Annotated in this window: 24 protein-coding genes; 10 read left to right on the forward strand and 14 right to left on the reverse strand. The window is 72.6% G+C overall.

Annotation, left to right across the window (positions count from 1 at the left end; genetic code table 11):
- Nucleotides 1–43 precede the first annotated feature (43 nt).
- The gene (locus WN71_RS40930) at nt 44–214 is read left to right on the forward strand and encodes a hypothetical protein (protein ID WP_046587513.1); all 171 of its coding nucleotides are present in this window, start codon (nt 44–46) and stop codon (nt 212–214) included.
- A 39-nt stretch (nt 215–253) separates the two neighbouring features.
- Here the strand turns inward: WN71_RS40930 and WN71_RS15690 are convergent, their stop codons facing one another.
- The 4 genes from WN71_RS15690 to WN71_RS15705 are packed head-to-tail and all read right to left on the reverse strand — an operon-like array spanning nt 254 to nt 4,322.
- Nucleotides 254–1,459 carry a sensor histidine kinase gene (locus WN71_RS15690; RefSeq protein ID WP_046587515.1) on the reverse strand — a complete coding sequence of 402 codons (1,206 nt, stop codon included), beginning with the start codon at nt 1,457–1,459 and terminating at the stop codon, nt 254–256.
- Nucleotides 1,456–3,168 carry a sodium/solute symporter gene (locus WN71_RS15695; protein ID WP_046587517.1) on the reverse strand — a complete coding sequence of 571 codons (1,713 nt, stop codon included), beginning with the start codon at nt 3,166–3,168 and terminating at the stop codon, nt 1,456–1,458. Before WN71_RS15695 ends, WN71_RS15690 begins: the two co-directional genes overlap by 4 nt.
- Nucleotides 3,165–3,554 (reverse strand): hypothetical protein, encoded by a 390-nt coding sequence (locus WN71_RS15700; RefSeq protein ID WP_046587518.1) that lies wholly within the window; start codon nt 3,552–3,554, stop codon nt 3,165–3,167. The genes WN71_RS15695 and WN71_RS15700 overlap by 4 nt, the downstream gene beginning before the upstream one ends.
- A gap of 12 nt (nt 3,555–3,566) precedes the next feature.
- Nucleotides 3,567–4,322, reverse strand: coding sequence for a LytR/AlgR family response regulator transcription factor (locus tag WN71_RS15705; RefSeq protein ID WP_046587521.1), 756 nt, complete (start codon nt 4,320–4,322; stop codon nt 3,567–3,569).
- 99 nt (nt 4,323–4,421) lie between these two features.
- Between WN71_RS15705 and WN71_RS15710 the strand changes: the two genes are divergently transcribed.
- The 4 genes from WN71_RS15710 (at nt 4,422) to WN71_RS15725 (ending at nt 8,102) form a co-directional block, all read left to right on the forward strand.
- Entirely contained in the window at nt 4,422–4,958 is a 537-nt protein-coding gene (locus WN71_RS15710) for an Lrp/AsnC family transcriptional regulator (RefSeq protein WP_046587523.1), read from the forward strand.
- Between the two features lie 125 nt (nt 4,959–5,083).
- Nucleotides 5,084–5,893, forward strand: a complete 810-nt coding sequence (gene ddaH, locus WN71_RS15715) for a dimethylargininase (protein ID WP_046587525.1) — start codon at nt 5,084–5,086, stop codon at nt 5,891–5,893.
- Nucleotides 5,893–7,125 carry an ornithine--oxo-acid transaminase gene (gene rocD / locus WN71_RS15720; RefSeq protein WP_046587527.1) on the forward strand — a complete coding sequence of 411 codons (1,233 nt, stop codon included), beginning with the start codon at nt 5,893–5,895 and terminating at the stop codon, nt 7,123–7,125. Before ddaH ends, rocD begins: the two co-directional genes overlap by 1 nt.
- A 251-nt stretch (nt 7,126–7,376) precedes the next feature.
- Nucleotides 7,377–8,102: a lysophospholipid acyltransferase family protein gene (locus WN71_RS15725; protein ID WP_046587529.1), complete on the forward strand. Its 726-nt coding sequence runs from the start codon at nt 7,377–7,379 to the stop codon at nt 8,100–8,102.
- A gap of 174 nt (nt 8,103–8,276) precedes the next feature.
- Here the strand turns inward: WN71_RS15725 and WN71_RS15730 are convergent, their stop codons facing one another.
- The 8 genes from WN71_RS15730 to WN71_RS15765 form a co-directional block, all read right to left on the reverse strand.
- Nucleotides 8,277–9,872 carry an alpha/beta hydrolase gene (locus WN71_RS15730; protein WP_046587531.1) on the reverse strand — a complete coding sequence of 532 codons (1,596 nt, stop codon included), beginning with the start codon at nt 9,870–9,872 and terminating at the stop codon, nt 8,277–8,279.
- A gap of 132 nt (nt 9,873–10,004) precedes the next feature.
- Complete coding sequence (locus WN71_RS15735; protein WP_206300084.1) at nt 10,005–10,772, reverse strand: urease accessory protein UreD; 768 nt, start codon at nt 10,770–10,772, stop codon at nt 10,005–10,007.
- Nucleotides 10,760–11,437: an urease accessory protein UreG gene (ureG, locus tag WN71_RS15740; protein ID WP_046587533.1), complete on the reverse strand. Its 678-nt coding sequence runs from the start codon at nt 11,435–11,437 to the stop codon at nt 10,760–10,762. Before ureG ends, WN71_RS15735 begins: the two co-directional genes overlap by 13 nt.
- 217 nt (nt 11,438–11,654) lie before the next feature.
- Nucleotides 11,655–12,329, reverse strand: coding sequence for an urease accessory protein UreF (locus tag WN71_RS15745; RefSeq protein WP_046587535.1), 675 nt, complete (start codon nt 12,327–12,329; stop codon nt 11,655–11,657).
- The gene (locus WN71_RS15750) at nt 12,329–14,050 is read right to left on the reverse strand and encodes an urease subunit alpha (RefSeq protein WP_046587536.1); all 1,722 of its coding nucleotides are present in this window, start codon (nt 14,048–14,050) and stop codon (nt 12,329–12,331) included. The genes WN71_RS15745 and WN71_RS15750 overlap by 1 nt, the downstream gene beginning before the upstream one ends.
- Nucleotides 14,043–14,354, reverse strand: coding sequence for an urease subunit beta (locus WN71_RS15755; RefSeq protein WP_046587539.1), 312 nt, complete (start codon nt 14,352–14,354; stop codon nt 14,043–14,045). The genes WN71_RS15750 and WN71_RS15755 overlap by 8 nt, the downstream gene beginning before the upstream one ends.
- Before the next feature lie 17 nt (nt 14,355–14,371).
- Nucleotides 14,372–14,674 carry an urease subunit gamma gene (locus WN71_RS15760; RefSeq protein ID WP_046587541.1) on the reverse strand — a complete coding sequence of 101 codons (303 nt, stop codon included), beginning with the start codon at nt 14,672–14,674 and terminating at the stop codon, nt 14,372–14,374.
- 216 nt (nt 14,675–14,890) lie between these two features.
- Complete coding sequence (locus tag WN71_RS15765) at nt 14,891–15,187, reverse strand: type II toxin-antitoxin system Phd/YefM family antitoxin (RefSeq protein ID WP_046587544.1); 297 nt, start codon at nt 15,185–15,187, stop codon at nt 14,891–14,893.
- 9 nt (nt 15,188–15,196) lie between these two features.
- On the opposite strand from WN71_RS15765, the gene WN71_RS15770 reads away from it, so the two are divergent.
- The 3 genes from WN71_RS15770 (at nt 15,197) to WN71_RS15780 (ending at nt 17,237) form a co-directional block, all read left to right on the forward strand.
- On the forward strand, nt 15,197–15,850 hold the full coding sequence (locus tag WN71_RS15770; protein ID WP_052743083.1) for an ATP-dependent Clp protease proteolytic subunit: 654 nt from the start codon (nt 15,197–15,199) through the stop codon (nt 15,848–15,850).
- Between the two features lie 7 nt (nt 15,851–15,857).
- The gene (locus WN71_RS15775; RefSeq protein ID WP_046587784.1) at nt 15,858–16,166 is read left to right on the forward strand and encodes a hypothetical protein; all 309 of its coding nucleotides are present in this window, start codon (nt 15,858–15,860) and stop codon (nt 16,164–16,166) included.
- A gap of 597 nt (nt 16,167–16,763) precedes the next feature.
- The gene (locus WN71_RS15780; protein ID WP_046587548.1) at nt 16,764–17,237 is read left to right on the forward strand and encodes a C40 family peptidase; all 474 of its coding nucleotides are present in this window, start codon (nt 16,764–16,766) and stop codon (nt 17,235–17,237) included.
- Nucleotides 17,238–17,339: 102 nt separating this feature from the next.
- On the opposite strand, the gene WN71_RS15785 is transcribed toward WN71_RS15780, so the two are convergent.
- Nucleotides 17,340–17,798 (reverse strand): ATP-binding protein, encoded by a 459-nt coding sequence (locus WN71_RS15785; RefSeq protein ID WP_046587551.1) that lies wholly within the window; start codon nt 17,796–17,798, stop codon nt 17,340–17,342.
- A 213-nt stretch (nt 17,799–18,011) separates the two neighbouring features.
- On the opposite strand from WN71_RS15785, the gene WN71_RS15790 reads away from it, so the two are divergent.
- Both WN71_RS15790 and WN71_RS15795 read left to right on the forward strand, forming a co-directional pair.
- Entirely contained in the window at nt 18,012–18,878 is an 867-nt protein-coding gene (locus tag WN71_RS15790; RefSeq protein WP_046587553.1) for a helix-turn-helix domain-containing protein, read from the forward strand.
- 9 nt (nt 18,879–18,887) lie between these two features.
- The gene (locus tag WN71_RS15795; RefSeq protein ID WP_046587555.1) at nt 18,888–19,112 is read left to right on the forward strand and encodes a DUF397 domain-containing protein; all 225 of its coding nucleotides are present in this window, start codon (nt 18,888–18,890) and stop codon (nt 19,110–19,112) included.
- Between the two features lie 45 nt (nt 19,113–19,157).
- On the opposite strand, the gene WN71_RS15800 is transcribed toward WN71_RS15795, so the two are convergent.
- On the reverse strand, nt 19,158–20,285 hold the full coding sequence (locus WN71_RS15800; protein ID WP_046587558.1) for an 8-amino-7-oxononanoate synthase: 1,128 nt from the start codon (nt 20,283–20,285) through the stop codon (nt 19,158–19,160).
- Between the last annotated feature and the right edge of the window lie 120 nt (nt 20,286–20,405).

Consider the following 20,405-nt stretch of genomic DNA (forward strand, 5'->3'; position numbering starts at 1 on the left):
CCGGGGCACCATGGAGGGATCGGACCATGAGGAGGGTGTCGCGATGCCCGGTTCCCCGGACGGTTCCACAAAGACGATGGGGGTGGTCACCCTCGGCGCTCTCGTCGTGGTGACGGCCTACACGGTGGCGCTCGGCAGCAACGGCTGGCTGTGGTTCGGCTGGGTGGTGCTGGGTCTGATCACGCTGGGGATGGCGGCGACCCACAGCACGTGAGGCGTATCGGGCGGATCTCCCCGCCCGGTGCGGCCGGATTCACTCCCCCGCGATCCGGCCGCCCGAGTGCACCCCCGGCTGGTACTTCGGCAGCCGTACGGTGATCTTCATCCCGGCGCCGGCCGCGGTCTCGACGACGAGGCCGTGGTCGTCGCCGTAGACCTGCCGGAGCCGGTCGTCGACGTTGGACAGGCCGATGCCGCCGGACGGGCTCGGGCCGCCGGCCAGGATGCGCCGCAGCACCTCGGGGTCCATCCCGGCGCCGTCGTCCTCGATGGCGACGAGCGCCTCGGCGCCGGCGTCCTGCGCGGTGATGGTGATGTGGCATTTGTCCGCCTTGCCCTCCAGACCGTGCTTGACGGCGTTCTCGACGAGCGGCTGCAGGCACAGGAACGGCAGCGCGACCGGCAGCACCTCCGGGGCGATCTGCAGGGTGACCGAGAGCCGGTCGCCGAAGCGGGCCCGCACCAGCGCCAGATAGTGGTCGATGGCGTGCAGCTCGTCGGCGAGGGTGGTGAAGTCGCCGCGCCTGCGGAACGAGTAGCGGATGAAGTCGGCGAACTCCAGCAGCAGCTCGCGGGCGCGCTCCGGGTCGGTGCGCACGAAGGACGCGATCACCGCCAGCGAGTTGAAGATGAAGTGCGGGGAGATCTGCGCGCGCAGCGCCCTGATCTCGGCCTCGATGAGCCGGGTGCGGGACTGGTCCAGGTCGGCCAGCTCCAGCTGCACGGAGACCCAGCGGGCCACCTCGCCGGCCGCCCGCACCAGCACGGCCGACTCGCGCGGCGCGCACGCGACCAGGGCGCCGTGCACCCGCTCGTCGACGGTCAGGGGGGCGACGACGGCCCAGCGCACCGGGCAGTCGGCGGTGTCGCAGCGCAGCCGGAACGCCTCGCCGCGCCCGCTCTCCAGCGCCCCCGCGAGCCGCTCCATGATCTCCGTACGGTGGTGGGCGCCGACCCCGTCCCAGGCGAGGACGTCCGTGGTGTCGGTCAGGCACAGCGCGTCCGTGCCGAGCAGATCGCGCAGCCGGCGGGCCGAGCGGCGGGCGGTCTCCTCGGTGAGCCCGGCGCGCAGCGGGGGCGCGGCGAGGGAGGCGGTGTGCAGGGTCTCGAAGGTGGCGTGCTCCACGGGGGTGCCGAGCCCGCCGAGGCTCTCGGGGCGGGCGGTGCGCCGGCCCAGCCAGAACCCGGCGGCCAGCAGCGGCAGCACGGCGACCAGCAGCCCGGCGAGGAAGCCGCTCACCCGGTGACCTCCGCGCGCAGCTCCTCCGGCAGATGGAAGCGGGCGAGGATCGCGGCCGTGCCCGGGGGCACCCGCCCTGGGGTGGCCAGCGACACCAGCACCATGGTGAGGAAGCCGAGCGGCACCGACCAGGGCGCGGGCCAGGCGAGCAGGGCGTGCAGGGTGCCGGTGCCGGGGAACCCGGTCATGGTGGCGGCGACGGCGGCGAACGCGGAGCCGCCACCGACCAGCATCCCCGCGACCGCGCCGGGCGGGGTGAGCCGCCGCCACCAGATGCCGAGGACCAGCAGCGGGCAGAAGGAGGAGGCGGAGACCGCGAAGGCGAGCCCCACGGCGTCCGCCACGGGCAGCCCGCCGACCAGGGCCGAGGCCGCCAGCGGCACCGCCATCGCGAGGACCGTGCCGAGCCGGAAGTGCCGTACGCCCCGGGAGGGCAGCACGTCCTGGGTGAGCACCCCGGCGACGGCCATGGTCAGCCCGGACGCGGTGGACAGGAACGCGGCGAAGGCGCCGCCCGCGATCAGCGCGCCCAGCAGGTCGCCGCCGACCCCGCCGATCATCCGCCCCGGCAGCAGCAGTACGGCGGCGTCGGCGTCGCCGGTGAGGGTCAGCTCGGGGGCGTAGAGCCGGCCGAGGGCGCCGTAGAGCGGGGGCAGCAGGTAGAAGCCTCCGATCAGGGCGAGCACGGCGACGGTGGTGCGGCGGGCGGCCACGCCGTGCGGGCTGGTGTAGAAGCGGACGACGACGTGCGGCAGGCCCATGGTGCCGAGGAAGGTGGCGAGGATCAGCCCGTAGGTGGCGTACAGGGGGCGCTCCTCGCGGCTCTCGGCGAGCGAGGAGGACATGCCGCTGCCGCTGCCCCGGGCGGCGGTGGGCACGGTGGCGCCCGCGGCGAAGGTCAGCCGGGTGCCGGCGGCGATCCGGTGGGTGCCGGTCGCCAGGCGGACCTCGGAGTCCTCGCGCGGTACGCCGTCGACGGTGCCGTCCACGGTCACCGTGAGCGGCCGGTCGAGCCTGAGGTCCAGGGTGTCGGCGACCCGCACGGCCCGCCGCTCGCGGAAGGCGGCCGGTTCCTCGAAGGGGTGGCGGGGGGCGCCGTCGGCCTGCCAGGCGAGCACCAGGAAGAGGGCGGGGACGAGCAGCGCGGTCAGCTTGAGCCAGTACTGGAAGGCCTGCACGAAGGTGATGCTGCGCATGCCGCCCGCGGCGACGGTCGCCACCACCACGACCGCGACGATGATCCCGCCGAGCGCGCCCGGCGCCCCGGTCAGCACGGTCAACGTCAGCCCGGCACCCTGGAGTTGAGGGAGCAGGTAGAGCCAGCCGACGCCGACGACGAAGGCCGCGGCGAGCCATCTGACCGACGGCGAGGCGAGCCGGGCCTCGGCGAAGTCGGGCAGGGTGTAGGCGCCGGAGCGGCGCAGCGGGGCGGCGACGAACAGCAGCAGCACCAGGTATCCGGCGGTGTAGCCGACCGGGTACCAGAGCATGTCGGGGCCCTGCACCAGGACCAGGCCCGCGATGCCGAGGAAGGAGGCGGCGGAGAGGTACTCCCCGCTGATGGCGGCCGCGTTCAGGCGCGGGCCGACGGTGCGGGAGGCGACGTAGAAGTCGGAGGTCGTCCGGGAGATGCGCAGGCCGAACGCGCCGACGAGGACGGTCGCGACGACGACGAGCGCGACGGCCGGGACGGCGTAGCCGGAGTTCATCGGTCCTCGACCAGCCGCACGAAGTCGGCCTCGTTGCGTTCGGCGCGCCGCACGTACCAGCGGGCGAGCAGGACCAGCGGCGCGTAGAGGCAGAAGCCGAGCACCGCCCACTGCAGGCGGCGGGCCTCGGGCGCCGCGGCGAACACCAGCGGCAACGGCCCGACCAGCAGCACGAGGAACGCGAACACCGCGAGGGCCGCGCGCAGTTGACTGCGCATCAGGGAGCGGACGTAGGTGTCCCCGAGGGTGGTGAGTTCGTCTATCTCGGTGCGGGGCCGGTAGTAGCCGCCGCTGTGCGGGTAGCGCCCGCGTGCGCGCAGGCGGGTGTGCGGGAGGGCGCGGCGGGGCGGTCCGGTGACGACGACCCGGCGTTCGCTGGGCTCCATGCTCGCCTCCCCCTATCCGGCGGTCCGGCGCATCAGCAGGTCCCGCAGCTCCCGTGCGTGGCGGCGGCTGACCTGGAGCTCCTCGGCGCCGACCAGGACGCTCACCGTGCCGGTGTCCAGGCGGAGTTCGCCGACGTGGTGCAGGGCGACCAGATGCCGGCGGTGGATGCGGACGAACCCGCGGGCACGCCAGCGCTCCTCCAGGGCGGACAGCGGGATGCGCACCAGATGGCTGCCCTTGTGGGTGTGCAGCCGCGCGTAGTCGCCCTGCGCCTCGACGTGGGTGATGTCGTCGACGGCCACGAAGCGGGTCACGCCGCCGAGTTCGACGGGTATGTGGTCGGGGTCGGGCTCGTGCACGGGTATCCGCGGTGCGGCGCCGCCGAGTTCGGCGGCCCGGCGCACCGCTTCGGCCAGCCGCTCCTTGCGCACGGGCTTGAGGATGTAGTCGACGGCGTAGAGGTCGAACGCCTGGACGGCGAAGTCCTCGTGGGCGGTGACGAACACGACCCGCGGCGGGCGGGCGAACCCGGTGAGCAGCCGGGCCAGTTCGAGCCCGTCGAGGCCCGGCATCTGGATGTCCAGGAAGACGACGTCGATCGCGTCGGGGCCGTCCGGACCCGACTCCAGGGCGCGGGTGATGCGGCGCAGCGCCTCGGTGGCGTCGCCCGCTCCCTCGGCGCTGCCGATGCGCGGATCGGCGTGCAGCAGATAGAGCAGTTCCTCCAGCGAGGGGCGTTCGTCGTCGACGGCGAGGGCGCGCAGCATGAACGTGGAGTGTAGGGGCGATCGGGGCGGCTGGACATGTGCCCGGCGCGGGCGTCCGCGCACCGCCGTATGACCGCCCCGGGTGGTTACAGTGCCCACATGAACAGCAGGACCCCGCCGTTCGACGAGCTCGACCGGAAGATCATCACCGCTCTGATGGCGAACGCCCGCCGGAGTTTCGCCGAGATCGGCGCGGACGTCGGACTCTCCGCGACGGCGGTCAAGCGGCGGGTGGACCGGCTGCGCGAGACCGGCGTGATCACCGGGTTCACCGCGACCGTGCAGCCGTCCGCGCTGGGCTGGCGCACGGAGGCGTACGTCGAGGTGTACTGCGAGGGCGCGGCGCCGCCGCGGCGGCTGGCGGAGGTGGTCCGCAACCATCCGGAGATCACCGCCGCGATGACCGTGACGGGCGGGGCGGACGCGCTGCTGCATGTGCGGGCGCGGGACGTGGAGCACTTCGAGGAGGTGCTGGAGCGCATCCGCACGGAGCCGTTCATCCGCAAGACGATCAGCGTGATGGTGCTGTCGCACCTGATCCCGGAGAGCCCGGAGGCGGGCGCGAACCAGATGGCGCCGGACGGGGCGGGCGCCGCCGGCCCCACCGTCGCGGCAGACGCAGCAGAACTGCGCTGACCTGGCCGAAGACGCAGCATTCCTGCGCGGACACGCACCCTTCCTTGCTTGTCGAGCGTCCCTGTCACTTCTTACCTTGGTGTCAACCCTCGACCCGACACGCAGGAAAGCGGAGGAATCCCTTCGTGCCTGAAAGCCGTGTGCCGCGTCTCCGGCGCTTCCTCGTCTGCGAACCCAGACACTTCGCCGTGCAGTACGCGATCAATCCCTGGATGCAGCCCGACGTCCGCGTCGACGTGGACCTCGCCCAGGAGCAGTGGCAGTCGCTGATCCGCGTCTACCGCTCCCACGGGCACAGCGTCGCCGCCGTGGAGCCGGTCCCCGGCCTCCCCGACATGGTCTTCGCCGCGAACTCCGCCGTCGTCGTCGACGGCCGTGTCTTCGGCTCCCTCTTCCACGCGCCGGAACGGCGCCCCGAGTCGATCCACTACGACACCTGGTTCAAGACCGCCGGCTACGACGTGTACCGCCCGGAGTCCGTCGCCGAGGGCGAGGGCGACCTGGTCTGGACCGGCCGGTACATGCTGGCCGGGACCGGCTTCCGCACCACCCGTGAGGCCCATCGCGAGGCGCAGGAGTTCTTCGGCCACCCGGTGATCAGCCTGACCCTGGTGGACCCGTACTTCTACCACCTGGACACGGCGCTGTTCGTGCTCGACGACGACAACATCGTCTACTACCCGGAGGCGTTCTCCCCCGGCAGCCGCGAGGTGCTGGCCCGGCTCTTCCCCGAGGCGGTGCTCGCGACCCGCGACGACGCGCTGACCTTCGGCCTGAACTCCGTCTCCGACGGCCGCCACGTCTTCATCGCGCCGCGGGCCGAGGCGCTCGCGGACCGGCTCGCCGGCCACGGCTATGTCCCCGTCCCCGTCGACCTGTCCGAGCTGCACAAGGCCGGCGGCGGCATCAAGTGCTGCACCCAGGAGATCCGCTGATGACCGCACCCACGCGCACCCGTACGTCCGCCGATCTCATCCGCGCCGAGGAGCCGGTCCTCGCGCACAACTACCATCCGCTGCCCGTGGTCGTCGCCCGCGCCGAGGGTGCCTGGGTGGAGGACGTCGAGGGCCGCCGCTACCTGGACCTGCTCGCCGGCTACTCGGCGCTCAACTTCGGGCACCGCCACCCGGCCCTGATCGAGGCGGCCCACGCCCAGCTGGACCGGCTCACCCTCACCTCCCGCGCCTTCCACAACGACCGGCTCGCCTCCTTCGCCGAGCGCCTGGTCGAGCTGGTCGGGCAGGACATGATGCTGCCGATGAACACCGGCGCCGAGGCGGTGGAGAGCGGCGTCAAACTGGCCCGCAAGTGGGCGTACGACGTCAAGGGCGTGCCCGCCGACCGGGCGACGATCGTGGTCGCGGCCGACAACTTCCACGGCCGTACGACGACCATCGTGGGCTTCTCCACCGACGAGTCGGCGCGCGCCGGATTCGGCCCGTTCACGCCGGGCTTCCGGATCGTGCCGTACAACGACCTCGCGGCGCTGGAGGCGGCCGTCGACGAGACCACCGCCGCGGTGCTCATCGAGCCCATCCAGGGCGAGGCCGGGGTACTGATCCCCGACGACGGCTACCTGACGGGCGTGCGCGAGCTGACCAGCCGCGCGGGCTGCCTGTTCGTCGCGGACGAGATCCAGTCGGGGCTCGGCCGCACCGGGCGCACGCTCGCCGTCGACCACGAGGACGTCGTCCCGGACCTGGTGCTGCTCGGCAAGGCGCTGGGCGGCGGCATCGTGCCGGTGTCGGCGGTGGTGGGCCGGCGCGAGGTGCTCGGGGTGCTGCGGCCGGGCGAGCACGGGTCCACGTTCGGCGGCAACCCGCTCGCGGCGGCGGTCGGCTGCGCGGTGCTCGACCTGCTGGAGACCGGCGAGTTCCAGCTCCGGGCCACCGAGCTGGGCGCGGTGCTGCGCGAGGGACTGACCGATCTGGTGGGCCGGGGCGTCGTCGGCTTCCGCTCGCGCGGACTGTGGGCGGGCGTGGACATCGACCCCGCGCTCGGCACCGGCCGCGACATCAGCGAGCGGCTGATGCGCGCGGGCATCCTGGTCAAGGACACCCACGGCTCCACGATCCGGATCGCGCCGCCGCTGACCATCACCGAGGAGGAGCTGCGAGGGGCGCTGGCGTCCCTGGAGAAGGTGCTGACGGAGACCGCGGCCGGCTGACCGGGTCCGGCGCGCGCGGCCGGGATCCTTCCGCCGCGGCCGGGACCCTTCCGCCGCGACCGGGGTCCTTCCGCCGCGACCTGGCCGGGTCCGGTGCGCGGCGGGGATCCTTCCGCCGCGCCCTGGCCGGTCCCGGCCGTCCCAGGTTCCGGCCGCGCGCGCCTGCCCCTACACTGCACCCCACCAGAACGCCCGTTGACCTGCTGGAACTTGGCGGTCGAGCCGACCGGGCCCGAGTGAGGAGCGACCCCTTGTTCTACTACCTGCTGAAATACGTGCTCTTGGGGCCCCTGTTGAGGCTGGTGTTCCGGCCCAGGATCGAGGGCCTCGAGCACGTACCGGCGCAGGGACCGGCCATCGTCGCGGGCAACCACCTCTCCTTCTCGGACCACTTCCTGATGCCCGCCATCCTCAAGCGGCGCATCACCTTCCTCGCCAAGGCCGAGTACTTCACCGGACCCGGCATCAAGGGCCGGCTGACGGCGGCGTTCTTCCGCAGCATCGGGCAGATCCCGGTCGACCGCTCCGGCAAGGAGGCGGGCCAGGCCGCGATCCGCGAGGGCCTCGGGGTGCTGCGCCAGGACCATCTGCTCGGCATCTACCCGGAGGGCACGCGCTCGCACGACGGACGGCTCTACAAGGGCAAGGTCGGGGTCGCGGTGATGGCGCTGAAGGCGGGCGTCCCGGTGATCCCGTGCGCGATGATCGGCACGTTCGAGGCGCAGCCGCCCGGCGCGGTGCTCCCGCGCGTCCACCCGGTGGTGATCCGGTTCGGCAAGCCGCTGGACTTCTCCCGCTACGCGGGCATGGAGAACGAGAAGGCGATCCTGCGGGCGGTCACCGACGAGATCATGTACGCCATCCTGTCCCTGTCGGAGCAGGAGTACGTCGACGAGTACGCGGCCGTCGTCAAGGCGCAGGAGGCGGAGGCGAAGGGGGCCCGGGAACGCAGGTTCCCGCGGGCGCCGCTGAGTTGACCGACCGGGATCGGGATCGGGATCGCGAGTCGCCGCCTTCGAAGGCGAGTTGATCGCACGAGGGGCGGCCGGATGGACTCCGGCCGCCCCTGTTCACGTCGGCGCCGAGGCTACGGCGTCGAAGCGGTGTGCGGCGCCGAGGCTACGGCGTCGGCGCGGTGTGCGGCGCCGAGGTTACGGCGTCGGCGTGGCGTGCGGTGCGCAGGTCACGTCCTTGCTGTCCACCTTGCCGGTGAGCAGGTAGGTGTCGACCCGGCTGTTGATGCAGGGGTTGACCAGTCCGGTCACGCCGTGGGAGCCGGCGCCCTGCTCGGTGATCAGGCGGGAGCCCTTGAAGCGCTTGTGCAGTTCGACGGCGCCCTGGTACGGCGTGGCGGCGTCGTTGGTGGACTGCACGATCAGCACCTGGGGCAGGCCCTTGCCGGTGCGCACCTCGACCGGGGTCTGCTGCTTGACCGGCCAGGTGGCGCACGGCAGGTTCATCCAGGCGTTGGCCCAGGTCATGAACGGGTAGTTCTTGTTGAGCTCGGTGTTGTCGCGGTCCCACTTCTTCCAGCTGGTGGGCCACTTGGCGTCGGTGCACTCGACGGCCGTGTAGACGGCGGTGCCGTTCTCCGAGGTGGCGTTGCCCGCGGTGTCCGACATGTCGGGGGCGGCCGCGTCGACGAGCGACTGGGTGTCACCGGCGAAGTAGGCGCTGAAGACCTTCGCGACCGGCGCCCACGAGGAGTCGTAGTACGGGGCGCTCTGGAAGAAGCCGATCAGTTCGGCCGGGCCGACGACCCCGCCGATGGGGTTCTTCTTCGCGGTGGCGCGCAACTGGAGCCACTTGGCCTGGACTTCGGCGCGCGTGGTGCCGAGGTGGTAGGCCGCGTCGTTCTTCGCGACCCAGTCCTCCCAGTCCTTCCAGCGGCCCTCGAAGGCGACGTCCTGGTCCAGGTTGGCCTGGTACCAGATGTTGTCGCGGTCCGGGTTCACGACGCTGTCGACGATCATCCGGCGGACATGGCCCGGGAACAGCGTGCCGTAGACGGCGCCGAGGTAGGTGCCGTAGGAGACGCCCAGGTAGTTGAGCTTCTTCTCACCGAGCCCGGCGCGGATGACGTCGAGGTCGCGCGCGGTGTTCGCCGTGGTCATGTACGGCAGCATCGTGCCGCTGCGCTGGTAGCAGCCGTCGGCGTACTCCTTGGCGAGCTTGCGCTGGGCGGTCTTGTCGGCCTCCGTGTCGGGGACCGGGTCGGCCTTGGGCGCCTTGACGTACTCCTGCGGGTCGATGCAGGAGATGGCGGCGGAGTGGCCGACACCGCGCGGGTCGAAGCCCACGAAGTCGTACGCCTTGGAGGTGTTGACCCACAGGGCGCTCTTGGTGGTGACGCGGCGCGGGAAGCGCAGGCCGGAGCCGCCGGGGCCGCCCGGGTTGTAGATCAGGGCACCCTGACGTTCCTGCGGGGTGCCGGTGGCGCCGATGCGGTCGACGGCGAGCTTGATCTGCTTGCCGTCGGGGTGCGCGTAGTCCAGCGGGACGGTGACATAGCCGCACTGGATGGGCTTTTCGAGGCCCCAGTCGGCGGGGCAGTCCTGCCAGTCGATGCCGGCCTTGGCGGCGCGGGCGGCGGCGACGGCGGCGCCGCGCGCCTCGCGGTCCTGGCCCTTGTGGCTGTCGGCGCTCGCCGCGGGCGCGGCGAGCGCGCCGGTTATCAGGGTCGCCGTGACCAGCACTCCGGCCGAACCGAGCGCGAACACACGGTTCTTCGGTCTGATGTCCCTCAAGAGGGGCCTCCCCGTACATGGCTTCGAATGGTCACCCGGGATCCTCGCGGCTGTGACATACCTGAGAACAGGGTTCGTTGACCTTCTTTGCCAATCCGATAACCGGACGAGACAGTCCCGCTCAGCGGTTGTTCACCGCAGGAGGGCCAACGCCTCGTCCAGCACGCGGCGCAGCCGCAGGCCGTCGGGCGCGACGGCGGTCACCGCCGCCGCGGGACCCGGCAGGGGCAGTACGGCGGCCCCCTCCCCCAGCATCCGCGCCCGCACCGGTTCCGCGGCGAACTCCGGCCGTACGACGATCAGTTGCCCGGCCGCGCGCTGTCCGCCGAGCACGGCGGGGCCGTCCCAGCCGCCCGGCGCCCCGGGCCCGCACGCAAGCTCCTGGTCCAGCACGGCCCGGCCCGCGATCCGTACGCTCAGACGGCTCGTCAGCCGGCCGGGTTCCTCCCCCGCCCGCCCCAGCACCTGTTCCTCGCGCAGCACCAGCCGCGCGCCTGCCGCCAGCTCCACCCGGGTGCGCACACGCAGATCACTGCCGGCCACGGAGATCAACGGCTCGGGCAGCCAGTGCAGTTCGCCATCGTCGGCGACCCGCAGCAGGACGTCGTAGTGGGCCTCCTCCTTGGCCTGGCCGGGCAGCGCGATGGTCGCGGCGGCCGAGCCGACGCGCAGCCGCGCGCCCTTTTCCGCCTCCGCCTCGACGGTGAACCGGTCCCCGCCGAGCGGGCCGCTCATCGCGCCGACCAGCAGCACGCGCGCCTCGCCGCTCTCGCCGCGGGTGCGGCGCGGGGCCAGCGGGCCCTCACCGTCCAGCACCGGCAGGGCGGTTGCTCCGCGGCCGTCGGCGCGGGCGACGATCCGCGCGGTCGCGCGGACCCCGGCCCGCGTCACGCCGTCCACGCGGCGAGCCGCGCGCGCACCCAGGCGGCGACGTCCGCGACCCCGGTCTCGCCGCGCAACGACTGCATGACGACGGGCAGTTCGCCGCGGGCGGCCTTCGCGTCGGCGGCCATCCGCGCGAGGTCGGAGCCGACGTAGGGCGCGAGGTCCGTCTTGTTCACCACGAGCAGGTCCGCGGTGGTGACGCCGGGGCCGCCCTTGCGCGGGATGTCGTCGCCGCCGGCGACGTCGATGACGAAGATCTGCGCGTCCACGAGCCCCTTGGAGAACGTGGCGGTGAGGTTGTCCCCGCCGGACTCGACGAGCACGAGGTCGAGCGGTCCCACGGTGTCCTCCAGGTCCTCCACCGCCTCCAGGTTGGCGGAGATGTCGTCCCGGATGGCGGTGTGCGGGCAGGCGCCGGTCTCCACGGCGGTGATCCGCTCGGGCGGCAGCACCGCCTCGCGGAGCAGGAACTCGGCGTCCTCGCGGGTGTAGATGTCGTTGGTGACGACGGCGAGCGACAACTCCTCGCGCAGCGCCCGGCACAGGGCCGCGACGGTGGCGGTCTTGCCGGAGCCGACGGGACCGCCGAGCCCGACACGGAACGCCCGTCGGGTCCCGTCCGCGCGGTGCGCGTCCGCGCCGACGGCGGGGGTGTGGTCGTGGGAGTGGTCGAGGTGCATGTACGGCTCCGGGGGCGAGGGTCGGCGGTCACGGCCGACGGGGTCGGGGAGGGGCAGGCACCCACCCGGGGGCGGGTGCCGGGCGCGCGGGGTGGTCGGGGCCAGGACGTGTCCGCTCACCCACCCGGGAGCGGGTGCCGGACACGCGGACGGTCGGGGTCAGGGCGTGTCCGCGGAGTCACGCCGGGGAGAAGGGACTTCGCGGCCACGTCACGGCCTAGGACGCGAACAGGCGCATCGGCCGGGCGGCATGGGCCTCCGCGCCGATCTCCAGCAGGGGCGCGGACGCCGCGGGCAGGGCGTCGGTGCCCTCGGTGAGGGCGAGCCGGGCGGCGGCCACCGCGCGGTCGACGACGAGGTCCAGCTCCGGCGCCAGCCGCGCCAGCACCCCTGTCGCGTCGAACGGGTCGAGGCTGAGCAGCCGTACCGTCGCGGAGGCCGGACCGCTCACGCTCTCGTACGCCGCGCAGTGGGCGGCGTCCTCGCCGCCGAGCCCCGCGGCCCGCGCCGCGAGCCCGAGCACCACCGGCTGATGCGCGCCCTTGGGGAACGCCCTTGCCAGCGCGTCGAGTTCGTCGGAGGGCCAGGTGGCGCGCGCGGCCCGCATCAGCTGTCGGCCGAGCTTGCGCGCGGCCGCGCGCAGCGCGGGCGAGGGCGTCCTGGCGTCCGCGGCGGCGTCCAGCTCCACCGGGTCGGCGCCGAGGGCCGCCGCCGCGGCGAACGCGGCGGCCACCAGGCCGGCCGTGTGCAGCCGGCCCCGGCAGAAGTCCGCCAGGTCCGCCGCCGAGTCGATCCGTCCGGCCCGGACCGCGGCCTCCGCCCCGCCGGAGTGCGCGTGCCCTCCGGCGGGGAAGCGGCCGTCGGCCAGGACCAGCAGTGCGGCCCTGGACATCAGAAGAGGAAGTAACGCTGGGCCATGGGCAGTTCGGCCGCGGGCTCGGCCTCGACGAGTTCGCCGTCGATGTGCACGGCGAAGCTGTCGGGGTCGACCTGGACCCGGGGGCGCGCGTCGTTCTCCTTCAGGTCGGCCTTGGTCACCGCGCGGGTCGACTCGATGGCGACGAACCGCTTGCCGAGCTGCAACCGCTCCGGCAGCCCGTCCTCGACGGCCAGCGGGGCCACGAAGTTGAAGGAGTTGGCGGCGGGCGCCCGCCCGATCGCCCCGAACATCGGCCGCGGCAGGATGGGTTGGGGCGTGGGGATGGAGGCGTTCGCGTCGCCCATCTGCGCGTAGGCGATCTGGCCGCCCTTGATGACGAGGTGCGGTTTGACCCCGAAGAACGCGGGCTCCCAGAGCACGAGGTCGGCGAGCTTGCCGCTCTCCACGGAGCCGATCTCCCGCGAAAGTCCCTGCGCGATGGCGGGGTTGATCGTGTACTTGGCGACGTAGCGCCGCACCCGGTGGTTGTCCGCGCGGCCGTCCCCGGGCAGCGCGCCCCGCCGTCGCTTCATCACGTGGGCGGTCTGCCAGGTGCGCATGACGACCTCGCCGACGCGTCCCATGGCCTGCGAGTCGGAGGAGATGATCGAGATCGCGCCGAGGTCGTGCAGGATGTCCTCGGCCCCTATCGTCGACGGCCGGATGCGGGACTCGGCGAACGCCAGGTCCTCCGGCACGGCTGCGTTGAGGTGGTGACAGACCATCAGCATGTCGAGGTGTTCCTCGGCGGTGTTGACGGTGAACGGCCGGGTCGGATTGGTGGAGCTGGGCAGCACGTTGGGCTCGGAGACGACGGTCATGATGTCCGGCGCGTGCCCGCCGCCCGCGCCCTCGGTGTGGTACGCGTGGATGCCCCGCCCGGCGATCGCGGCGAGCGTGTCGCCCACGAAACCGGCCTCGTTGAGGGTGTCGGTGTGGATGGCGATCTGCACGCCGGTTCGGTCGGCGACGGTGAGCGAGGCGTCGATGACCGCGGGCGTGGAGCCCCAGTCCTCGTGCAGCTTCAGCCCCAGCGCGCCGCCGCGGATCTGCGACAGCATCGCCTCGTGGGAGACGGTGTTGCCCTTGCCGAGCAGGCCGAAGTTGACCGGGTGGCCCTCCATCGCCTCGAACATCCGGGCCAGATGCCAGGGGCCGGGCGTGACGGTGGTGGCCTTGGACCCCTCCGCGGGTCCGGTGCCGCCGCCGACGAGGGTGGTGATGCCCGCGGCCAGCGCCTCGTCGGCGATCTGCGGGCAGATGAAGTGGACGTGCGCGTCGATCGCGCCGGCCGTGAGGATGCGCCCGTTGCCCGCGATCACCTCGGTCTCCGGGCCGATGACCAGGTCAGGGTGGACCCCGTCCATGGTGTCCGGGTTGCCCGCCTTGCCGATGCCGGTGATCCGGCCGTCGCGCAGGCCGACGTCGGCCTTGACGATCCCCCAGTGGTCGACGATCACCACGCCGGTGATCACGGTGTCCGGGGTGCCCTCGGCGCGGGTGGCGCGGGACTGCCCCATGGACTCGCGGATGACCTTGCCGCCGCCGAACACCGCCTCGTCGCCGGAGAGTCCGGGGCCGCCGGAGCGGTCCTCCTCGATCTCGATCAGCAGATCGGTGTCGGCGAGCCGGATGCGGTCGCCCGTCGTGGGGCCGAACAGGTCGGCGTAGGCGGCACGGGACAGCTCAGGCATCGAGGGCACCTCCGGTCTCCCCGCGCAGCCCCGGCACCACCCGGGCACCGGCGATCGGCACGAGTTCCACGTCGACGGGGATGCCGGGCTCGAAGCGGACAGCGGTGCCCGCGGCGATGTTCAGCCGCTTTCCGCGCGCCGCCGCCCGGTCGAACTCCAGGCCGGGGTTGGCCTCGGCGAAGTGGTAGTGGGAGCCGACCTGGACGGGCCGGTCGGCGGCGTTGAGCACGGTCAGCCGGGTGACCTCGCGGCCCGCGTTGCACACGACCGGGTCCTCGGCGAACAGGATCTCTCCGGGAATCATGGCGGCCTGCCCCCTGGTCAGACGATCGGGTCGTGGACGGTGACGAGCTTGGTGCCGTCCGGGAAGGTCGCCTCGACCTGCACGTCGTGGATCATCTCGGGCACGCCCTCCATGACATCGTCGCGGGTGAGCAACTTCCTGCCGGAGGACATGAGTTCGGCGACGCTACGGCCGTCCCTCGCGCCTTCGAGGATGTGCGAGGTGATGAGCGCGACGGACTCGGGGTGGTTGAGCCGGAGACCGCGGGCCCTGCGCTTCTCGGCGACGTCGGCCGCCACGTGGATCAGCAGCCTCTCCTGCTCGTGCGGGGTCAGTTGCACAGCCCACCTCACCGTCCTCACCCGGACCGTGCGGGGTCCGGTCGCCGCAGCCCCGGGGCAAAGTCCCTGGTGGCGTGGAGGGGAGGCTAGTTGGAGCTGGTTTCCGGCACGTTAACCACACGCCGCGCGGATCACGGCCGTCCGCACGCGCGGGTCCGCCACCCGGGTCCCGGGCGACGGGCGGGACCGTATACGGCGTGGTGGAGCGGGGCGGCCCTACGACGCTCCCGGCCCCCGGTGCTCCGCCGTGATGCCGAACCGCTGCCGCTCCCGGGACGCGGACGTCACCTCGCGCAGCCGCGAGACGGCGCTGACCACCTGCTCCTCCGGCCGCTCCGGGAGGGCCACCTCCTTCTCGACCTCTTGCAGCCGTTCCAGGTCGGCGGCGGAGACCAGGGCGACGAGGGGCTTGCCGTGCCGGGTCACGACGACGCGCTCGCCGCCGTACACCACCCGGTTGATCAGGTCGGCGAGCTCAGCCCTGGCTTGCGTCACCGGAATCTCGTAGGCCATGCCCCCATCATGCCCCACCCTGACGGGACGTACGTCCTGTACATTTTTTACGGAAGCGCCACCCGCCGCGAAAAGGGGTACACGATGAACCGACCGTTCGACCCGTACGAGAAGCTGCTCGGCGAACGGATCGTCCTGCTCGGCACGGAGATCGACGACGCGGCCGCGAACGACGTGGTGGCGCGCCTGGTCCACCTGGAGCACCAGGCGCCGGACCGGGACATCTCGCTGTACGTCAACTCACCCGGCGGCTCGTTCGAGGCCATGACGGCGATCTACGACACCATGCGGTTCGTCGCGTGCCAGGTCGCGACGGTCTGCCTCGGGCAGGCCGGCACGGCGGCCGCGGTGCTGCTGGCGGCGGGCGCACCGGGCAGGCGTTCGATGCTGCCGGGGGCGCGGGTGCTGCTGCGCCGGCCGGAGCTGCCGGAGCGGGTCGAGGGCTCGGCGAGCGATCTCGCCGTACGGGCGCGGGAGGCGCTGCGCACCCGGGCGCTGCTGGAGGAGATGCTCGGACGCCACACCGGCCGCGGCCGCGGCGAGGTGGGCGAGGACATCGAGCGGGGCCGGGTCCTCCCGGCACGCGAGGCGGTGGCGTACGGGCTGGTGGACCGCGTCGCGCCGGCCGGTGCGGCCCGCCCCGGCGCGCCGGTCGCGGGGTGAGGCGCCGATGCTGCCTCCCGAGCTGCCGCCGCTGCCCGCGCTGACCCGGGCGGAGGGCGAGTTGATCGACCGCTATCTGGAGGTGGCGGACCTCATGGGCCGGATCAATCCGGGCCGGCACGGGGACACCTACAGCGGGCTGCGCGCCGCCCAGGCCCTGGTGGCGAAGGCGACCGCGCTGCGCGACGCGCTGGCGCTGATGCACCAGCGCGGCGAGACGGAACTGCACGCGCCGACCCTGGCGCGGGCGCTGCGGGTGCTGGACGGCGAGCGGCGCACCGCCCGGGTCACCGTGCCGCCGGCCCGAGCGAGTTGACCACGGCGGGGGCCACGCGAGGTGACCACGGCGAGGGCCGCGCGCCGGGCGCGGTCCGCAGCGGACGGTCCGTCATGTCGCCGAAGGCGCCGACACGGAGACCAAACGGGCCGAAAGGCTGACCGCCGTTCGGCGTACTCGCCGATGATTCTTCGGGCCCGGAAGGCTTGCGCAACGGGTGGACACCCAGGGCGGGATGACGGGTATCGCCGCTGGTGGGAGGCTCATCGGCCACCTCGACGGAGATTCGAACAGAGCACTGTCCACCCGAACGGGTGAGTGGTGAGTAACAACACAAATCCTAGGTTCCGTTGGGATTTTCAGACATGCGTAGGTGAAGATCCCTGTCTGACGACAAGCCCCCGCCACCACGGCGGGGCGGTCCGGGCGGACGCCGAGTCCTGCCGCCGCCCGGATGCCCGGTCGACAGGAGTGCATCGGCAGGAGTGGAGGACCCGAGCAAGACGGGTCGCCGGCACGGTCGCGCCATGGCCGGGCCGAGCAGCCCTTGGGGTGAAGCCGCATCCGCGGCCGGGCAACTTCGCCAGCCCGAATCCGACAGGTCATCCTTCACAGGCGGCTGACGAAGGGTTGCGCATGACTGCGCTCAATCGTGTCCCGTCGCTGATGGCTCGGGCCGGCACCGCCTCGGCCCTCACCATCGCCGCCGTGGGCGGTTCGATCGTGATTCCGGGCGTCGCCACCGACGCCGCGGCCGCGACCACCGCGACGAAGGCACTTCAGATCGCGGCCTCAAAGAAGGGTGCCCCCTACAGGTGGGGCGCCACGGGGCCGAATCGTTTCGACTGCTCCGGGCTCACGCTGTACTCGTTCAAGAAGGCGGGGAAGTCTCTGCCCCGTACGGCGGCGGCGCAGTACAACCGGACCCACCACATCTCCGCGAGCCACCGCAAGGCAGGAGACCTGGTCTTCTTCCACTACGGATCCAGCGTGTACCACGTGGGGATCTACGCGGGGAAGGGCAAGATCTGGCACGCCCCGAAGACGGGCGACGTGGTGAGGCTGCAGAAGATCTGGACCAAGAGCGTCTGGTACGGCCGGGTCAGCTGACCCTCTCCGGGGCCGGTGGCGGCACCCTGACACGCCGCCACCGCTCCGGGACCACCGGAACCTCTCCCGGCCCTCCGCACCCCCTGCGAGCCCGCGGACGCGTCACGGCTCCTGCTGCCCCGCCGTGGTGACCGGGCGGGCCGGCACCGTCCAGGGCAGCTCGATGGAGACCGTCTTGCCGCCCTCGCGGGTCGGCAGCACGCTGAGCTTGCCCCCGCACTCGGCGGCGAGCCAGCGGATGATGACCATGCCGCGCCCGTTGTCCTGCTGGACGGCCGCGGGCAGCCGCTTCGGGAAGCGCGGATGGCTGTCGGTGACGCCGATGCGCAGGTGTTCGTCACGGACCAGCGTGAGCCCCACCGTGAAGGTGGGTGACTGGCCGAAGGTGTGCTGCACGGCGTTGGTGGCGAGCTCGGAGACGATGAGCCGGATGGTGTCCGACACCTCCGTGTGCACGGGCAGACCCCACTCCGCGAGGGTGGTGACGACATAGCCGCGGGCCGCGGCCACCGAGGCGGGATCGCTCGGCAGAGTGACGGATGCTTCCAGATGGTCTGCCATGGCGACGTCGTCCCTTTCGCACGGCACCGGAGTCCGACACGGAGCGGATGGTTCGAGTACGGTCCCGGACTGGTGCTTCGTCGCCAGAGTGCCATCACAGCGCCGTCCGCGGGTGGCGATCCACCAAGATATGCATATATCTGTCGCTCGATGCGGTGAACTCTGCTACGGCAGAGCGTATTTGGGCGGTCCAGGAGGAGTAGGGAGTAATCCATGCAACACGGTCCCGCGGTGCGCCGCCGGAAACTGGGCGCCGAACTGCGCGCGTTGCGCGCGGGTGCGGGCCTCACCAGTGGCGAGGCGGCGCGCCTCGTCGGCTGGCACCAGTCGAAAGTGAGCCGGATAGAGACCGGCGCCAGTGGGGTGAAACCGGCCGATGTGCGGTTACTCCTGGACGTCTACGCGGTGCACGATCCGCACCTGCGCGAACTGCTGCTGGTCCTCGCGGGCTCGGACGACCAGGGCGGCCGGCACCACTGGTCGCACGCCTACCGCGGCGTACTGCCCCCCGCCTACCGGGATTTCATCAGCCTGGAGTCGCAGGCCGGCGGTATGCGGACGCTGGAGACGTCCGTGGTGCCCGGACTGCTCCAGACCCCGGAGTACGCCCGCGCGGTGACCCGGGCGGCCGTGGGCGGCCCCGACGCGGGCGACGACCGACTGGAGGCGCTGGTCCAGGTGCGGCTGGCCCGGCAGGACGTGCTGCACGAGGAACCGCCGCTGGAGCTGAGCGCGGTGCTCGACGAGGCGGTGCTGCGCAGGGAGGTCGGCGGTCCGGGTGTGATGACCCGGCAGCTGGACCGTTTGCTTCAGGAGGCCGCGCTGCCCCAAGTGCGGCTCCAGGTACTGCCGTTCGCGGCCGGGGCGCACATCGGCGTGACCGGTCCTTTCGTTATTTTCTCATTTTCGAGCACATCTGATCTGGACGTGGTTGTTCTCGACCACTTGACGAGTAGCCTCTATCTGGAGCGAAAAGAGGACCTCCAGGCGTATGCGGAGGCCTTCGACGCACTGCAGATCCACGCCCTTTCCCCCGAGGACTCGTTGGATTACATCGCCGGGATTCGTGACGGCGCGTAAGGAGGCACCATGTCTGCACTGCCTCGGAACGTACCTTCCAGTACCGAGCTGCACGACGTGCGCTGGCTGCGCAGCAGCCACAGCACGGGAGCGAACAACTGCGTGGAGACCGCCGCACCGCCCGCCGGGCGCTGGGCCGGACTGCTCGCCGTACGGGACTCCAAGGATCCGGCCGGACCCGCCCTGCTCTTCTCCCCCGAGAGCTGGACGGGCTTTCTCGCCGCGCTCCGCTGAGCCCCTCTCAGGTCCGCGGTCGGCGCACGGCCGTGTCACGCCGACTCATGGTCGTGTCGCGTCGATCACCCGCACCGCCTGCTCGATCTGCGCCTCGGAGAGGTCGCCGCGGGCCGTCAGCCGCAGTCGGGAGATGCCGTCGGGCACGGAAGGAGGACGGAAGCACCCCACCGCCAGACCCGCCGACCGGCAGTCGGCCGCCCAGCGCACCGCCTGCTCCGGCGACGGCGCGCGCACCGAGACCACCGCGGCGTCCGGGGGCACCGCCTCCAGACCCGCGGCGGTCAGGCGCGCGTGCAGTTCCGCGGCGACCGCGCGGGCCCGCGCCGCGCGCTCCGGCTCGCGGCGCAGCAGCCTGAGCGCGGCCAGCGCCGACCCCGCCGCGGCCGGCGCGAGCCCGGTGTCGAAGATGAACGTGCGGGCCGCGTTGACCAGATGGTCGATCACCCGCGCCGGGCCGAGGACGGCACCGCCCTGGCTGCCCAGCGACTTCGACAGGGTGAGCGTCGTGACGACGTCGTCGGCGCCCGCGAGGCCCGCCGCGTGGGGAGCGCCCCGGCCGCCCTCGCCCAGCACGCCGAGACCATGCGCGTCGTCCACCAGCAGCCCGGCGCCGTGCTCCCGGCACGCGCGCGCGTACCCGGCGAGCGGGGCCGCGTCGCCGTCGACGGAGAAGACCGTGTCGGAGACGACCACCGCGGGCCCGTCGTGGGTGCCGAGCGCCTTGCGCGCCCCCTCCGGGTCGGCGTGGCCGATGACCTGGGTGGTGCCGCGGGCCAGCCGGCAACCGTCGATCAGGGAGGCGTGGTTGCCGGCGTCGGAGACGATCAGGGAGCCGTGCGGGGCGAGCGCGGTGACCGCCGCGAGGTTGGCGGCGTACCCGGAGGACAGCACCAGGGCGGCCTCGAAGCCGCAGAACTCGGCGAGCTCCCGCTCCAGCGTGGTGTGCAGTTCCGTGGTGCCGGTGACCAGCCGGGAGCCGGTGGCGCCGCCGCCCCAGGTGCGGGCGGCCGCCGCGGCGCCCTCGACGACCTCGGGATGCCGGGTCAGGCCCAGATAGTCGTTGCTCGCGAGATCCAGGAGGGGTGAGTCGGCGGGGCGCGGACGCAGCGTCCGTACGAGTCCGGCGCGGCGGCGCAGCTCCGCCTGCTCGTCGATCCAGCCGAACGCCATGGCTCCTCCGGGGATTTTGTAGGTAGCGAACAGACACTAGCCGGACGTCCTGCACCCCAGGGTGTGGCAATACCCACACGTCGAACCGTGTCTGTTGTGCGGACTCTCCTTGGCCCCGGA

This window comes from Streptomyces mangrovisoli (assembly GCF_000974985.2).
GTDB lineage: Bacteria > Actinomycetota > Actinomycetes > Streptomycetales > Streptomycetaceae > Streptomyces > Streptomyces mangrovisoli.

Excerpts from the sequence above, each read along its gene's own strand:
- WN71_RS40930 (WP_046587513.1), top strand. The coding sequence starts at position 44 with ATGCCCGGTTCCCCGGACGGTTCCACAAAGACGATGGGGGTGGTCACC.
- WN71_RS15755 (WP_046587539.1), bottom strand. The coding sequence starts at position 14,354 with ATGATTCCCGGAGAGATCCTGTTCGCCGAGGACCCGGTCGTGTGCAAC.
- WN71_RS15710 (WP_046587523.1), top strand. The coding sequence starts at position 4,422 with ATGAACAGCAGGACCCCGCCGTTCGACGAGCTCGACCGGAAGATCATC.
- WN71_RS15695 (WP_046587517.1), bottom strand. The coding sequence starts at position 3,168 with ATGAACTCCGGCTACGCCGTCCCGGCCGTCGCGCTCGTCGTCGTCGCG.
- WN71_RS15705 (WP_046587521.1), bottom strand. The coding sequence starts at position 4,322 with ATGCTGCGCGCCCTCGCCGTCGACGACGAACGCCCCTCGCTGGAGGAA.
- rocD (WP_046587527.1), top strand. The coding sequence starts at position 5,893 with ATGACCGCACCCACGCGCACCCGTACGTCCGCCGATCTCATCCGCGCC.
- WN71_RS15700 (WP_046587518.1), bottom strand. The coding sequence starts at position 3,554 with ATGGAGCCCAGCGAACGCCGGGTCGTCGTCACCGGACCGCCCCGCCGC.
- WN71_RS15750 (WP_046587536.1), bottom strand. The coding sequence starts at position 14,050 with ATGCCTGAGCTGTCCCGTGCCGCCTACGCCGACCTGTTCGGCCCCACG.
- WN71_RS15775 (WP_046587784.1), top strand. The coding sequence starts at position 15,858 with ATGCTGCCTCCCGAGCTGCCGCCGCTGCCCGCGCTGACCCGGGCGGAG.
- WN71_RS15765 (WP_046587544.1), bottom strand. The coding sequence starts at position 15,187 with ATGGCCTACGAGATTCCGGTGACGCAAGCCAGGGCTGAGCTCGCCGAC.
- WN71_RS15785 (WP_046587551.1), bottom strand. The coding sequence starts at position 17,798 with ATGGCAGACCATCTGGAAGCATCCGTCACTCTGCCGAGCGATCCCGCC.
- WN71_RS15770 (WP_052743083.1), top strand. The coding sequence starts at position 15,197 with ATGCCCCACCCTGACGGGACGTACGTCCTGTACATTTTTTACGGAAGC.
- WN71_RS15795 (WP_046587555.1), top strand. The coding sequence starts at position 18,888 with ATGTCTGCACTGCCTCGGAACGTACCTTCCAGTACCGAGCTGCACGAC.
- WN71_RS15780 (WP_046587548.1), top strand. The coding sequence starts at position 16,764 with ATGACTGCGCTCAATCGTGTCCCGTCGCTGATGGCTCGGGCCGGCACC.
- WN71_RS15790 (WP_046587553.1), top strand. The coding sequence starts at position 18,012 with ATGCAACACGGTCCCGCGGTGCGCCGCCGGAAACTGGGCGCCGAACTG.
- WN71_RS15800 (WP_046587558.1), bottom strand. The coding sequence starts at position 20,285 with ATGGCGTTCGGCTGGATCGACGAGCAGGCGGAGCTGCGCCGCCGCGCC.
- WN71_RS15745 (WP_046587535.1), bottom strand. The coding sequence starts at position 12,329 with ATGTCCAGGGCCGCACTGCTGGTCCTGGCCGACGGCCGCTTCCCCGCC.
- ureG (WP_046587533.1), bottom strand. The coding sequence starts at position 11,437 with ATGCACCTCGACCACTCCCACGACCACACCCCCGCCGTCGGCGCGGAC.